Origin of the sequence: Xanthomonas sp. CFBP 8152, from assembly GCF_014199025.1 — a bacterium.
GTDB lineage: Bacteria > Pseudomonadota > Gammaproteobacteria > Xanthomonadales > Xanthomonadaceae > Xanthomonas > Xanthomonas arboricola_B.
Window position 1 is genome coordinate 26,199 of the sequence record NZ_JACHNO010000010.1, and the last position, 14,713, is coordinate 40,911.

Annotated in this window: 12 protein-coding genes, 1 tRNA gene and 2 pseudogenes; 3 read left to right on the forward strand and 12 right to left on the reverse strand. The window is 64.0% G+C overall.

The annotated features are described in order from the left end of the window. Window positions 1-357 precede the first annotated feature (357 nt). Window positions 358-2,313, forward strand: coding sequence for an alkaline phosphatase PhoX (locus FHT09_RS19850; RefSeq protein ID WP_104607268.1), 1,956 nt, complete (start codon window positions 358-360; stop codon window positions 2,311-2,313). Between the two features lie 225 nt (window positions 2,314-2,538). On the opposite strand, the gene FHT09_RS19855 is transcribed toward FHT09_RS19850, so the two are convergent. The 8 genes from FHT09_RS19855 to pcnB all read right to left on the reverse strand — a co-directional run bounded on the left by FHT09_RS19855 (window position 2,539) and on the right by pcnB (window position 9,278). Next, window positions 2,539-3,162 (reverse strand): hypothetical protein, encoded by a 624-nt coding sequence (locus FHT09_RS19855; RefSeq protein WP_104607266.1) that lies wholly within the window; start codon window positions 3,160-3,162, stop codon window positions 2,539-2,541. 3 nt (window positions 3,163-3,165) lie between these two features. Then, the gene (locus FHT09_RS19860) at window positions 3,166-3,510 is read right to left on the reverse strand and encodes a type II toxin-antitoxin system prevent-host-death family antitoxin (protein ID WP_104607265.1); all 345 of its coding nucleotides are present in this window, start codon (window positions 3,508-3,510) and stop codon (window positions 3,166-3,168) included. Between the two features lie 153 nt (window positions 3,511-3,663). Then, a complete protein-coding gene (gene pgi, locus FHT09_RS19865; protein WP_184417096.1) occupies window positions 3,664-5,178 on the reverse strand; it encodes a glucose-6-phosphate isomerase in 1,515 nt (504 codons plus the stop codon). Next, window positions 5,175-5,555, reverse strand: a complete 381-nt coding sequence (gene panD, locus FHT09_RS19870) for an aspartate 1-decarboxylase (protein ID WP_016905039.1) — start codon at window positions 5,553-5,555, stop codon at window positions 5,175-5,177. Before panD ends, pgi begins: the two co-directional genes overlap by 4 nt. Window positions 5,556-5,731: 176 nt before the next feature. After that, a complete protein-coding gene (gene panC, locus FHT09_RS19875; RefSeq protein WP_047124974.1) occupies window positions 5,732-6,574 on the reverse strand; it encodes a pantoate--beta-alanine ligase in 843 nt (280 codons plus the stop codon). Beyond that, the gene (panB, locus tag FHT09_RS19880; protein ID WP_104607264.1) at window positions 6,571-7,386 is read right to left on the reverse strand and encodes a 3-methyl-2-oxobutanoate hydroxymethyltransferase; all 816 of its coding nucleotides are present in this window, start codon (window positions 7,384-7,386) and stop codon (window positions 6,571-6,573) included. The genes panC and panB overlap by 4 nt, the downstream gene beginning before the upstream one ends. 35 nt (window positions 7,387-7,421) lie before the next feature. Next, window positions 7,422-7,907 carry a 2-amino-4-hydroxy-6-hydroxymethyldihydropteridine diphosphokinase gene (folK, locus tag FHT09_RS19885; protein WP_016904382.1) on the reverse strand — a complete coding sequence of 162 codons (486 nt, stop codon included), beginning with the start codon at window positions 7,905-7,907 and terminating at the stop codon, window positions 7,422-7,424. A 3-nt stretch (window positions 7,908-7,910) separates the two neighbouring features. Then, window positions 7,911-9,278, reverse strand: a complete 1,368-nt coding sequence (pcnB, locus tag FHT09_RS19890; protein WP_104607263.1) for a polynucleotide adenylyltransferase PcnB — start codon at window positions 9,276-9,278, stop codon at window positions 7,911-7,913. Window positions 9,279-9,325: 47 nt separating this feature from the next. On the opposite strand from pcnB, the gene FHT09_RS19895 reads away from it, so the two are divergent. Next, a tRNA-Glu gene (locus tag FHT09_RS19895) sits at window positions 9,326-9,400 on the forward strand. Between the two features lie 363 nt (window positions 9,401-9,763). Here the strand turns inward: FHT09_RS19895 and FHT09_RS19900 are convergent. Together FHT09_RS19900 and FHT09_RS19905 are read right to left on the reverse strand one after the other, a co-directional pair. Continuing rightward, window positions 9,764-9,865, reverse strand: a pseudogene (locus FHT09_RS19900) (GTP cyclohydrolase I FolE2); the annotation flags it as partial. A gap of 36 nt (window positions 9,866-9,901) precedes the next feature. Then, window positions 9,902-10,264: pseudogene (locus FHT09_RS19905) on the reverse strand (N-acetylmuramoyl-L-alanine amidase); the annotation flags it as partial. A gap of 513 nt (window positions 10,265-10,777) precedes the next feature. Between FHT09_RS19905 and FHT09_RS20490 the strand changes: the two are divergent. Continuing rightward, entirely contained in the window at window positions 10,778-11,194 is a 417-nt protein-coding gene (locus FHT09_RS20490; protein WP_308686689.1) for a hypothetical protein, read from the forward strand. Here the strand turns inward: FHT09_RS20490 and FHT09_RS19910 are convergent. Further along, window positions 11,133-12,683: an MASE1 domain-containing protein gene (locus tag FHT09_RS19910; RefSeq protein ID WP_104607261.1), complete on the reverse strand. Its 1,551-nt coding sequence runs from the start codon at window positions 12,681-12,683 to the stop codon at window positions 11,133-11,135. The two genes, FHT09_RS20490 and FHT09_RS19910, sit on opposite strands and share 62 nt — an antisense overlap. A 383-nt stretch (window positions 12,684-13,066) precedes the next feature. Then, window positions 13,067-14,494, reverse strand: coding sequence for a sugar porter family MFS transporter (locus FHT09_RS19915; RefSeq protein WP_104607260.1), 1,428 nt, complete (start codon window positions 14,492-14,494; stop codon window positions 13,067-13,069). Window positions 14,495-14,713: the final 219 nt, after the last annotated feature.

Here is a 14,713-nt window from a genome sequence, read left to right on the forward strand (position 1 = left end):
CCCCTACCCTGTCAACAACGCGCGCTTGTATGCCAAACGACGGCCAACTTATTGACCCGGGCTATAGGCATGGAATACCGGCAGCACCTGTCAAATCACGGCAAACCGCTGAATCCGGTGCGGCGCCTGGACTTGCGTAGCGGCGCACTTTGCTGCAATGCACCACTGCGTGCGTTCTGCACTGCGCAGCCGCTGTCGCCAATGCGGGCAGTGCCGGGTTCGCCTGCGGCGCCATGTTCGATTACGCGCCAACAGGTGAGCTCGCCGTCAAACACCTGTCATACCTCGGGCCTAGCGTGACCGGCTTGCCGATGCGCCACCGGCCATCGCTGATCGTCGTCTTTGCCTGGAGTTTCGATGTCTGCCTCCCCCGATCCTGCCCGCCGCCGCCTGATGCAGTTGCTGGCGTCCGTTCCGCTGTTGCCACTGGGCAGCGCCAGCGCCGCCGCCCTGCAACACCTCGGCGGCGCGGCACTGGCCGCACGTCCGCTGCAGCCATCGGACAACCCGGCCCGGCTGGTGTCGGCCACCTTCCATGGCATGCCGGCGCCCAGCCTGGCCAACCCGGCCGCGATGGCCACCACCACGGTGGGGTCGGCGCTGACGGTGGCGCGTAGCGATGGCAGCACCCAGCGTTATGCCCTGGCCTACCACCGGTTCTTCGTCACCGGCGACCAGGTGCCCGACGGCAAGGGTGGCACTGTGCTGGCCGGTGGCTATTACGACATCCAGCATCGGCCGATCATCGACCGCTCCAGACCCGGTGCCGAACGCCCGTTCTTTTCCGATTGCCCGGACGGCTCCTCGCTGCTGACCCTGCCCGATGCCAAGGTGCCCGGGGTCAAGGGCAACCACGTATTTGCGGTGGTGCAGTTCGAATACACCACCCGCGACCAGGCCGGCAACGACACCAACCGCCACCTGCCCGCGCCGATCGCGGTGCTGACGCTGGATCAGGACCCGGCCACCGGCAAGCTGTCGCTGGTGAAGTACCACAACGTCGACACCGCGCCGGTGCACGGGCTATGGACCACCTGCGGCGCCAGCCTGTCGCCGTGGAATACCCACCTGTCCAGCGAAGAGTACGAACCCGACGCCACCGCGCTGGCCGGCAACACCCAGTTCCGCAGCTACAGCACGCATCTGTACGGCGACCCGGAAAAAGCCAATCCGTATCACTATGGCCATCTGCCTGAAATCACCGTGCACCCGGACGGCACCGGGAGCGTGCGCAAGCACTACTGCCTGGGCCGCATCTCGCACGAGCTGGTGCAGGTGATGCCAGACCAGCGCACCGTGCTGATGGGCGACGACGCCACCAATGGCGGCCTTTTCATGTTCATCGCCGACCGCAAGGCGGACCTGTCGGCCGGCACCTTGTACGTGGGCAAGTGGCAGCAGACCTCGGGCGTGGGCCCGGGTGCGGCCACGTTGCGCTGGATCAAGCTCGGCCACGCCACCAGTTCCGAGATCCAGGCCATGGCCGACCGCCTGACCGCCGCCGATATTCTCGACGTGCATCTGAGCGACCCGGGCGATGCGTCGTTTACCAGGATCCCGTTCAACGGCAGCTTCAACTGGATCCGCATCAAGCCGGGCATGGACAAGGCGGCGACGTATCTGGAAACCCACCGCTACGCAGCGCTGGCCGGCGGCAGCCTGGGCTTCACCAAGCTCGAAGGCACCACCGTCAATGCCCGCGACAAGATCGCCTATATGGCGATGTCCTACATCGTCACCAGCATGCGCGACGGCTCGGGCGATGTGAAGGTGGAAGGACCGGATGCAGGCGCGGTGTACGCCTTGAACCTGCGCGGCGGCCAGCGCGACAGCCACGGCGCGCCGATCCACAGCGACTGGGTGCCGATCGACATGGCCGCACCGGCCGCGCTCACCGGCCGCGATCTGGCCAAGGCCGACGCGCTGGGCAACCTGGCCGACCCGGAACGGCTGGCCAACCCGGACAACCTCAAGTTCTCCGAAACGCTGCGTACCTTGTTCATCGGCGAAGACAGCAGCCTGCACGTCAACAATTTCCTGTGGGCCTACAACGTGGACAGCGGCTCGCTGACGCGGGTGCTGTCGGTACCGGCTGGCGCCGAATCCACCGGCCTGCACGCGGTCGACCAGATCCACGGCTGGACCTATGTGATGAGCAACTTCCAGCACCCCGGCGATTGGGAAAGCCCGCTGCACGACACCGTCAAGGCCACGCTGGATCCGCTGATCCGCGCCAACTACAAGAACCGTTTCGGCGCGGCGGTGGGCTACCTCACCGGCGACCCGGTGGCGGTGAAGTTGGGCAAGGCGTAAGCGCCGCCGTTGCAGTTGCAGTTGCAGCGCTGCGTGACGCTACAGCTGCCACGTGCAGCGTGGCGTTCTCGCTGCTGTCGCAATGCCGGTAGGAGCGCACCTGGGCGCGAGGAGCTTTGCCGGTATGGCCTATCGCGCCCGGGTGCGCTCCTACGGGTGAGGTCGATGGATGTCTGGCCGCGTCGGTGAGAAGCAGATCAGACCGCAAGTGCCTGAGCGCGCGGTTCAAGACTGCCGCAACTCCAGCGCCGCCATCACGATGGGCTTGGCCCAATCGGGCACCTGCGCCAGTTCTTCGGGCGTTTGCGGGTACTGCAGGCCGTTGCGGTCCAGTTCCAGCACCAGCTGCGGCGCGACCTGCCCCGTCGCGTCGGCGGGCGCGCTGTTGTCGTAGACATGCAGCACCGCCAGGTGCGGCAACAGCGCGATCAGGTTGCCGCGCGAGGCATCGTATCGCTCACGGATCTTGTGCTCGGGGATGGCGTGTCCGCCGGCGGACACGCGCGCCGCGACACGTGCGATATGCAGCTCGACGCTCGACAAACCGCAAAACCAGATCGCCACCGTGTGCGTCACGCAGGCCTGCCGCAGCAGGCGCGGGATGGTCGTGGCGCCCAGGGTGGTTTCGAATGCATAGTCGTGACCGGCGTCCACGGCCTGACGCAGCCGCCGCACACCTTCTTGCCAGGCCTGCGCATTGGCGTCTTCGGGTGACCAGCCCTGCTCCACCAGGTCCCGGGTGAACGCATCCGGGTTGAACCATGTGGCGCCGTCTTCCCGCAGCAGACTGCCCAGCAGCGAACTTTTTCCAGCGCCGTTGACGCCGGCCAGCACCAGAATGTTTCCCACGGTTTAGAGCGACGGCCCCAGGGTGATCTTCCTGCCCCGGCGTGCCGGCTTGCCGATCACCTGGGCCAGACCTGCGCCATCGGTCACCGCCGCAAGATGCGCATCGAACCTGGTCTGCAATGCCTGCAGCGACTGCATGCGCGTCGAGGCAGCCGTCGCTGCGCTCGCCTGACTGACCAGCCGGCGATATTCCTCCGCGTCCACCACCACCGCCTCGGGATGGTTGTGGTTGGTGATGACCACCGCTCCATGCGAGCGCACCTTGCGCATCAGGCTGGGCCAGCCCTTCACCTTGATATCGGCGGCGGGAGATTTTTCGAGCTCGGGCAGATCCTGGAGGCGAGACATGGGACGGTCCTGCGCGCTGTGGTGACACCAGCCTACTCGCGATTCCCCATTTTGGGAAATTTGGCCATTTTGGCCCCACGCCATACCAGGCTTCCAGAAACGCAACGGGGCCCGCAGGCCCCGTTGTCGTCGTGTCACCGCTGCGTAACAGGCTCAGCCGCGCAGCTTTGCCAGCAGTTCGCGTGTCACCGGGTCGGCCACGTCGGCCGACTCGCCCTTCAACGCCGGCAGCAACTGGCTGGCCAGCTGCTTGCCCAGTTCCACACCGAACTGGTCGAACGCATTGATGCCCCACATCACCGACTGCACGTAGACGCTGTGCTCGTACATCGAGATCAGCGCACCCAGCGCCTGCGGGGTCAGCGCATCGAGCAGGATCACCGTGCTCGGCCGGCCGCCCGGATAGCTGCGGTGCGGATCGCTGCTGTCCTGGCCGTTGGCCAGCGCTTCGGTCTGCGCCAACACGTTGGCCATCAGTGCGACATGGTTTTCCGCATACGGATCGTCGTTGTGCACGGTGCCGATGAAATCAGCCGGCACCACGCTGGTGCCCTGGTGCAGCGCCTGGAAAAAGCTGTGCTGCACATCGGTGCCCGCACCGCCCCACCACACCGACACGGTATCGCTGTCCACTGCAGAACCGTCGAGCTTGACCCGCTTGCCCAGGCTTTCCATCACCAGCTGCTGCAGGTAGGCCGGCAGCAGCGCCAGGCGTTGGTCGTAGGTCATCACCGCATGCGTGGCGCTGCCCAGCAGGTTGCGGTTCCACACCGCAGTCAGGCCGTGCAGCACGGCGACGTTTTCTTCCAGCGGCGTGTTGAGCGCATGCGCGTCGAACTGCGCGGCGCCCTCCAGCAGTTGTTCGAAACGTTCGAAGCCGATCGCCAAGGCGATCGGAAAACCCACCGCCGACCACAGCGAATAACGCCCGCCGACCCAGTCCCACATCGGCAGCACGCGGCTCGGCGCGATGTCGAAGGCCTTGGCGGCGCGCTCGGGATTTGCGCTCACCGCGTACAGGCGCTCGCTGCCGCCCAGCCAGGCGTGCAGGATGCTGCCGTTGAGCAGCGTTTCCTGCGTGCCGAAGGTCTTGGAGATCAGGATGCCGGCAGTGCGCGCCGGGTCCAGCGTCGCCAGCGTGCGCTGCATCGCCGCGCCGTCGACATTGGAGACGAAATGCACGCGCAAACGCGCACCCGACGGCGTACGCAAGGCATCGGCCACCAGCCGCGGACCCAGATCCGAGCCGCCGATGCCGACGCTGACGATATCGGTGACGTCGGTGGCTTCCAGCTGGCCGATCAGCGCGCCCATGCGTTGGCGTACTTCCGCAGCGGTTGCATACGCTTCGGAGGCCACCGGCGCATCGGTCAGATCGCCGCGCAACGCGGTATGCAGCGCAGCGCGTTGTTCGGTGACATTGACCTGCTCGCCGCGGAAAAGGCGTTGAAACGCGCCGGCCAGATCACGCTCACGCGCGATGGCGAACAAGGCATCGAGCGCGGCGCGGTCGTACTTCTGCCGCGCGAAGTTGAAATACAACGGACCGACCTGCCTAGCGTACTGCGTCGGCCGTTGCGGCTCGGCGACAAGCAATGCGGGGATGGCAGCGCCACGCAGGCGCTGAGCGTGGGCGTGAAGCGCGTCGAATCCGTTGGTATGTGTCATGCGGCCTGCGTGGGGATGCTGTGGTTGGTGTGGGTGATCTTGTTGCTCCCATCCACATATACCAGATTGGGCTTGAAGGTCTCGGCTTCGGCTTCGCTCATGCTGGCGAAAGCGGCCACAATGATCAGATCGCCCACCTGCACGTGACGCGCGGCGCCGCCGTTGAGCGAGATGATGCCGCTGCCTTCATCGGCACGAATGGCATAGGTGCTGAAACGCGCACCGTTGGTGACGTCCCAGATATGCACCTGTTCGAACTCACGGATACCGGTGGCTTCCAGCAGCAGGCCGTCGATGGCGATCGAGCCTTCGTAATTGAGCTCGGAATGGGTGACGGTGGCGCGGTGGATCTTGGCTTTCAACAGGGACAGGTGCATGACAGGCAACGGCAAAGGAAAGCCGGCATTTTAGCGGAAAGCGCCGGTGTCCACCGGCCTGCCCCGCAACCGGTCGTGAGGGCTTCAGGCCGGCGCTGGACAAACGCGCTTGTGCGCCTGTGCGCCGGCAGCGTCGGTCACGCCTGATGCCGCGCCTGCAGCAGCGTTCGGACCGTTCAGAATTCCAGGTTGTCGATCAGCCGCGTGCTGCCCAGACGGGCGGCGACCAAGGCCACGCGCGCGCCACCATGGCTATCGCCCGGCTCGCTCAGGTCGGGCAGCCGCACCACCGCGTAATCGACGCGGAAACCGGCCTGTTCCAGCGCCTGGGTGGCGGTATCTTCGACCTGCGCACGCGGCGTGCCGGCGGCGTAGCCGTCGCGCATCTGCAGCAGCACCTTGCGGATCCGGGTCGAACGCGGGCGCTCGTCGGCGGTCAGATACTGGTTGCGCGAACTCATCGCCAGGCCGTCGGCCTCGCGCACGATGCTGCCGCCCAGGATCTCGATCGGGAATGCCAGGTCGGCCACCATCTGGCGGATCACCGCCAGCTGCTGATAGTCCTTCTTGCCGAAGGCGGCCACGTCCGGCTGCACCTGATTGAACAGCCGCGCCACCACCGTGCACACGCCATCGAAATGCCCCGGCCGGCACACCCCTTCCAGCACGTCGCTGACGCCCGGCGCATGGATCGGCGTGGCCAGTGCGGTACCGAGCGGATACATGGTGTCCACATCCGGCAGCCACAGCGCATCGCAGCCGGCGTCTTCCAGGCCGCGCAGGTCGGCTTCGGGCGTGCGCGGGTAACGCGCAAAGTCTTCGTTGGGGCCGAACTGGGTCGGATTGACGAACACGCTCGACACCACCCGATCGGCGTACTGGCGCGCCAGCATCACCAGCGAATAGTGGCCGGCATGCAGGTTGCCCATGGTCGGCACCAGCGCCACGCGCAAGCCCTCACGCTTCCAGCCGGTGACCAGCGCGCGCAGGGTGGAAAGATCGGTCAGGGTCTGGATCATGCGGCGTACGCGTGCGCTGCATCGGGGAAACTGCCATCGCGCACGGCCTGGGCGTAAGCGCGCACCGCGCCCGCCACCGAGCCGCCTTCGGCGAGGAAATCCTTGACGAACTTGGGACGGCGATGGCCGCTGTCCAGGCCCAGCATGTCGTGCATCACCAGCACCTGGCCATCGCAGCCGGGGCCGGCGCCAATGCCGATGGTGGGCACGCCGAGCTCGCCGCTGACCTGTGCAGCGATCGGCGTGGGCACGCATTCCAGCACGACCAGGCTGGCACCGGCATCGACCACGGCCTGCGCGTCGCGGCGCAACTGTTCGCCGGCTTCGCCGCGCCCCTGCACCGTGTAACCGCCAAAACGCAGCACCGATTGCGGGGTCAGCCCCAGGTGCGAGCAGACCGGGATCTCGCGCTCGACCAGATAGCGGATCACCTCGAGCTTGTGCCCGGCGCCTTCGAGCTTGACCATCTCCGCGCCGGCCTGCAGCAGTCGGGTGGCAGCGTCCAGTGCGCGCTCCGGCGTGGCATCGGCCTGGAACGACAGATCGGCCACCAGCAACGCCCGCTCCAGCACCCGCGCCACCGCGGCGGTGTGGTAGACCATGTCGGCGGTGGTCACCGGCAAGGTGGAATCGTGCCCCTGCACCACCATGCCCAGCGAATCGCCGACCAGGATCAAGTCGACGCCGTTGGCATCGAAGGTCCGTGCGAATCCGGCGTCGTAGGCGGTCAACATGACCAGTTTTCGACCCTCGCGCTTGGCCTGCGCCAAGGCGGGCACGGTCCAGGGCTTGCTGTCGGTATGGCTGCTCATGAAGTCATTACGTGGGGTGATGAGCCGGCCATTATCTACCCAATCGGCTCCAGCCCGCAGACCTCGATGGCCTGCAGGGCGTGCCGCACTGTTCCATGGCCCGGAATGACCGCCTCCGGGGCGAGTTCGGACAGCGGCAACAGCGCAAAGGCGCGCGCCTGCAGATGCGGGTGCGGGACCTGCAGGCGCGGCAGGTCGATCACCTGATCGGCGTACAGCAGCAGATCCAGGTCCAGCGTGCGCGGGCCCCAGCGCTCGCCGTCCTGACGCTGCCGGCCGAAGGCCTGCTCGATGCCGAGCAGGGCCTCCAGCAGTTGCAGCGGCGCCAACGCGGTACGCAACTGCGCCACCGCATTGATGAAATCGGGCTGGTCTTCGCGGCCCCAGGCCGGCGTGCGGTACAGGCGCGAGGCCGCAATCAAGGTGGTCTGCGGCAGCTCGCCCAGCGCGGCGATGGCCGCGCGCACGCTGGCCTCGGCCGGGCCCAGGTTGGCGCCCAGGCCGACAAAGACAGTCTGCACGCCCTACTCGCCTGCCGGTGCGCCGGTGCGCCGACGGCGACGGCGCCGCTTGCGCGGTGCCCCCTCCTCGCCTTCGTGATCGGCCTGCGCGGTTTCGATCGCATCGACCAGTTCCTGGCCGGAGGACTTCTGCGCCTCGCGCCAGAACTCCACATCGGCGGCGTGATCGGCCGAGGCGAACTGCCGCAGCACCAGGAAATCGAACGCGGCGCGGAAACGCGGATGCGACAAGGTGCGGAACACGCGCTTGCGCTGCCGCGAGGAGAAGCGCGTCTGCAACAGCCAGATTTCCTGCATCGGCAGCGAGAAACGGCGCGGCAGCGCCACGCGTTCGAGCTGATGCAGGGTGACCCGGTCGGCGGCGCGACGCTGCGCGTCTTCCGGCTGCACGCCCTGCGCCTGCAGGCCCATCAAGGTGCGGCAGAACGCCGGCCAGAGCAGCAGGGCGAACAGGAATGCCGGCGAGACCGGCTCGTCGTTGGCCACGCGCGCATCGGTGTTGCGCAGGCCTTCCAGCACCATGGCGCGCAATGCGCCGCTGCGGTTTGAGCGTAATGCGGCCGCACTTTCCGGAAACAGCGCGCCGAGCAGGCCGTAACGCTCCAGGCCCTCGAAACTGGCCACGCCATGCCCGGACAGGAACAGCTTGAGAATCTCCTCGAACAAACGCGCCGGCGCGGCTTCGGACAACAGCCCGGCCAGACGCGGGATGGGGTCTGCGGTGCCGGCTTCGATATCGAAGTTCAACTTGGCCGCCAGACGCACCGCGCGCAGCATGCGCACCGGATCTTCCTGGTAGCGCAGCTCCGGGTTGCCGATCAACTTCATCAGGCGCGCCTGCACGTCTTCGAAGCCGCCGCAGTAATCGCGCACCGAGAAATCCTCGATCGCGTAGTACAGCGCGTTGCAGGTGAAGTCGCGACGGATCGCATCGTCTTCGATGGTGCCGTAGACGTTGTCGCGCACCAACCGGCCGTTATCCAGTTCGCGGTCGCCGCTGCCATCGTCGATGTTGGCGCGGAACGTGGCCACTTCGATGATCTCGCGGCCGAACACCACATGCGCCAGGCGAAAGCGGCGGCCGATCAGGCGACAGTTGCGGAACAACGCTTTGACTTCTTCCGGCGTGGCGCTGGTGGCCACGTCGAAATCCTTGGGATGGCCGCCGACCAGCAAATCGCGCACCGCGCCGCCGACCAGGTAGGCACCAAAGCCCGATTCGCGCAGGCGATACAGCACGCGCAATGCGTTGGGGCTGATGTCCTTGCGCGAGATGGTGTGCTGATCGCGTGGGATGACGCGCAGCGTGAACGGAGATGTAACTGAGGGTTCGATGATGGCGCTTCCGTCTTGTGTTGCAGGATTGCCCAACGGGTTTTAGCGCACTATACTAGCGCGCTGCACAAGACGCACCAAACGCTCCCTTCGTCTAATGGTTAGGACGTGGCCCTCTCAAGGCTAAAACAGGGGTTCGAGTCCCCTAGGGAGCACCACCGTCGTCTGACCGCAGAACGCCAAGACCCCGCATTGCGGGGTTTTTGCGTTATTGGCATGGGCAGTTGCCGGCGACCAGGTGGCGCGCAATGGTCCTGTTCCCGGACTGGACAAACACTTCTCCCATGGCAGCGCCGTCGAGCCGATGCGCCGATTGGCTGGGGCCGGTTACGGCACCGGGCGCGGCGGGTTGGCCTTGCCGTCGATCGCGCACTTCGGCCCTGCAGCTGCGCGTAGTGCAACCTGGCGACGTCGCATGGGCTCGGCTCTTGTCGATCACCCCACTACAACCATCATGGACGGCCCGATCAAGACGTAGACCTGCGCGCCAGCGCGTCCGCATCGGCGCAGCGTGCGTCGGCCAGGCGCACCGGCACGGCAATGTCCTGCATGCCGACCCAGCGCAACGGCGCGCTCAGCGTAGACCGTTCGGTAACCGCAACATCGGCAAGCGTGGCGGACATCGAAAGGTCGCTGAAGGACAGGAAGGCAACCGCGCCTTAGGCGCGACCGGGAAACATCCGGAAGTACACGTCGATACCGGCATGCAGCGTTTGCGCCAGTTCGTCCTGATGCGTATCGCCGCATAGCCGCCGTCAATCGTCGCGGTTGCTCATCAAGACAGTTTCGACCAGTAGCGGCGAAATGTCCGGTGACGTCAATACCGCCAATCCTGCCTGCCCGACCTGGTCCCGATGCAGCCGCGTCACCTGCTGCAGCCGCCCGCGCATCAACTTGCCGAACGCACGCTGCCGGCGGTGGCCGCCGCTGAGCGACAGGTCGGCCAGCACCTGCGACCACACCGGATTGCTTGGCACCCGCAAACGGCGCGCGCTGCCGCCCATCTCGTTGGCGGCGTTCTTGCCGCCGTGGCGGGCGTCGATGGCGACCACGCAGGTGCGCAGCACTTGCCGCCGCCGCATCAGGCCCATCCCGGAGAGCGACGCGGCCGCCGTGTCGCTTGGAGCATGGAAGGTTCGGCATGGTGACCAGGCAAACATGGCCGGACTTACAACATTCAGCGAAACACCATCGCCTACGTGGAGATACATAAGGCTTTTTTCGGTAAGACCAAGCCCTGTGCAATAGGCAGGACTGTCAAATAACTGACATTGCATATTCTCAAGGGAGCACTGCAGCCAACACGAATTGAGAGGTACGTTAAAGGCTGAAGCAGCCTAGTCTGCATATCGAACGCGCGCCAGACACAATGGTTCCCAGCGATTTCTGCGCGAACGCCAACACCTATCCGCTTTATGGACGTAACGTAGGCGAGCCTGAATTGCAGGCAAAATCGCCCCGAGCAGGGGAAGGCGAAACCCATGGAAGTTAAAGCAAATACGTTGAAGGTTATGTGTGTCCTGGCCTGCGCTTTGATGACAGGCCAAGTCTGGGCTCAAACTGGCGGATGCTGCGCAGGCGGTGTAGGCGCCCAAGCAACAACGGGATTGGGGGAGCGTAGCCCTGCAGCTGCCAACCTCACCCTAGATCCCGCTTGGTCGATCTACGAGTTCCAACGTGACGGCGTGACATATCTGCAAATTAATGACGCCGCCGGGGGAGTTAGAGCAGTGGTCGCACGCGTTGACAATGCGCTTTGGGTACTGCCAATGGGCAAGGATGCTGATCGCGTCACAATCCCGGCAACTAATACAATTTGGGCGAATTCGTCGGCAACGTCTGCGACTGAGCTAGGACCTAACGCGCAAATGGTATACCAGACCGCACACTTTACCGTGCATGTCGAGCGGAAAGCCAACGTGGAACGCTGGAAGGTCTCTCCGACGCGGTAACAGCAGATGTCTCGGCCACGAGGAAGGTAAGTACCAACGCATGGCGGCGACGGAACAAGCCGCCATGCGACTTAAGCCGGGCCCGAAATTCATGTTCGTCCTCAGGGGATTCACGCCGCACGGAATCCACCAAAGAAGTATCGGCAAAAATCCTCATGACGATCCCCTGCCCCCCTCTACCGCGCCAGACACGCGCATGGATGAAATGCTTGTTGGACGCAGGCAGAAGCTCCAACGCGTTGAGTGTGCAGCGATAAGCCGCAAGCTGCAGTCCAAGCGAGAGCTGCTGGCAGTCCCCCTGCAATAGACAGTCGAGCTTGGTCGAATTCAACCTCTCAAACGCAGCCGAACGCAACGTTCGAAACAGGCCATGCGTTTCAATCTCCAATGGATATAAAGCCGCAACATATTCATGCAGAAGTTGCGACTCCAGAACGGCCACGCGTGTTATCTCCATTGCTGCTGCATGGTGACCACGCTCCCGAAGATCTGCCACGACCGATTTACGCATCCTGTTCATCTGGACGTTGATGTCGGAGTATTCTACAACTCGATCCCGCAGTGTTCGCTCGGCCGCGAGATAACTAGCTTGAATAGCCTTTTGAGCATCCGCTTTAATTCGCCCGATGGTATCAAATCGCTTCAACGGCCTGACGAACCGTATGCCAAAGACAAATAAGAAGGTGCTGACGATTACATGAAAAATTTGAACTTCAAAAAGACTTTGATTGTAATATCCAATTTCATACGTCTTTGGCAAGGTTATTGCCAAAGCGAAGTTTGCAAGCAACGTCCCAAGAGCGGTCCCTGTCCACCCGTGACGACGCGTCAAGGCAATCGCCGGCCCTATCAGCGCAGCCATCAACATCTTTCGAAGTAATGGCTCCTGCGTGTAGCCGAGCACATAGAAAAGCACAAGAATGACGACAACCGAGACTCCAAGATCTCGGGGCAAGTCTATGCGCGTCGGCTCTCGTTTTTTAGGAGACCACAACATGGCCGGAAGCAAGAAAATCAATATCCCCAGATAGCTTCCCAACCAGTAGCGAATAAGGAATTCTAAAACTTTGTCCGTGCTCGGCCCACCAAGGCTGGCATTGAGGACAATGCTCCACAATGAATTAAAAAACCCAATCGCAATCGCCAATGGAATTAGGAAAGGAGTCTGCTGAAGCAGTTTACGGGCATAATGGCGTGCCAACCAAATGACAAAGGCGATCATGGGGGCATGAACAAGCGGACTTATGTACGCCCATGTCAGGTCGTATCCCTGACGCTGCGAAAGCGGAACACGCAGCCAGAGCATAGCAGCCGCATCTCCTGCCAACAGGAATGGCCACTCGCGATAAGGTCTGAATAGCAGGGTTACAACACGCAAGCCGACAGGTAGGTACCACTGGTCGATGGAGCAATACCAGAGCGACAGGAATGCTAGACAATAGCAAGCGCTAACCAGCGCGCCCCTAAAGATTTCCCTTACTACCGCCATACCACCGCTCCTTGGTTCCACGATTCGCCCTAGTCTGGAGGGAAACTGCCTGTTGGAGTATAGCGGTGGCGCACAATTTGCAAAAAGAGCCGCTGCGCTTTCAGGCGGCTATCGCTGTTGAAGACATCTATTGCACTTTGCTGGTGCGTTCGACCATGCGGGAATCAGGCTGCCCGACACAGCATAGGCCAGAGCAGCGGGCAGTCGCGAGGCGGCGTAGGCACCAATCCACCGCTAATATGATGGCCAGCTCGATTGAGGCGATTGCCGCGATGCGGGCATGCGAGGCATCGGCAAGATCCCGGCAAGATCATCAACGACCAAGGCCGCGCATTGCGCGGCCTTGGTCGTCTTCCATGCCGATATCAGCATAATAGAAAAGATCAGCCCTCCATCTGCTCGAGTTCCTTGCCCTTGGTCTCGTAGACGTACTTGAGCACGAAAAATACCGAGATGAAGGCGGCGACGGTGTAGATGCCGTAGGCGCCGGCCAGGCCGATGCTGCCGAGCAGGATCGGGAAGCTGACGGTGATGGCGAAGTTGGAGGTCCACTGTGCGGCACCGGCAATGGCCAGGCCGGAGCCGCGGATCTGGTTGGGGAACATCTCGCCCAGCATCACCCACATCACCGGCCCCCAGGAGGCATTGAAGAACACCACGTAGACGTTGGCAGCCACCAGCGCGAGCATGCCCATGGCGTCGGACATGGCCAGCTTGCCGGTGGGGTCCAGCGAGGCAGTGGCGAAGGCATAGGTCACCAGGGCCAGCGAGACCGCCATGCCGGCCGAGCCGATCCACAGCAGCGGCTTGCGGCCGATCTTGTCGACCAGCATCACCGTGACCAGGCAGGCGCCGATGCTGAGGCCGCCGGAGAGCACGTTGATCAGCAGTGCGTCCTGCTCGGAGAAGCCCACCGCCTGCCACAGCACGGCGCCGTAATAGAACACCACGTTGATGCCGACCAGTTGCTGGAACACCGCCAGACCCACGCCGATCCAGACGATCGGGCGGATCTTGCCGGTGGCCTTGTTGATGAGGTCGGAGAACTTGGGCTTGTGCTGGTCGGCCGACATCGAGGCGGAGATCTCGGCCAGCTTGGTCTGCGCGGCGGCGTTGCCGTACAGGCGCTTCAACACCACCAGTGCCTGCTCGCGGCGGCCCTTGACCACCAGGTAGCGCGGGCTTTCCGGGATGACCAGCAACAGCAACAGGAACAGCAGCGAGGGAATCGCCTGCATCCAGAACATCCAGCGCCAGGCGGCCTGCCCGGCCCATAGCGGCTCGGTGGAGGCGCCGGCGGCGTTGGCCAGCAGGTAGTTGCTCAAAAACGCGCAGAACAGCCCGCTGATGATGGCGATCTGCTGCATCGTGGCGAGCCGGCCGCGATAGCGCGCGGAGGCGACTTCGGCGATGTAGGCCGGCGAAATGACGCTGGCCGCGCCCACCGCAAAGCCGCCCATCACGCGAGCGAAAATAAAGAAGCCGGAACTGTGCGAGGCACCGGCACCAATGGCCGAGAGCAGGAACAGTGCCGCAGAAATGATCAGGACCGCGCGGCGGCCCCAGCGGTCGGCCAGCCGGCCGGCAAAGAAGGCGCCGATGGCGCAACCCAGCAGCATCGAGGCGACTTCGAACCCGGTCTCGGCGGCGCTGGAATTGAAGGTCTGCTTCAGGCCGTCGACAGTGCCGTTAATCACGCCGCTATCGAAACCGAACAAAAAACCGCCGATCGTGGCTACGCAACTGATCAGGACGATAAAACGGGTGTTCTCACCGGCATCGGGGGCGCCGTTTACGGAGACACTGGACATGGATTCACCTGAAAGCAAGCAAGGGAGCGGCCACCGGGGCGGCCGACATCGGCCGGCGACGCGCAGTGCGCCGCCGGCCACGGGACATCAACGCGTCAGATACTGGTTGATCAGGCTCTCGTAAGCTTCCTGACGGCCGCTGAGCTGCTTGGGTGCGTTACCGGCGGCGTACTTGGCCAGATCCACCAGCGTGCTGCTGCCGTTGGCGAAGTCCGCGCC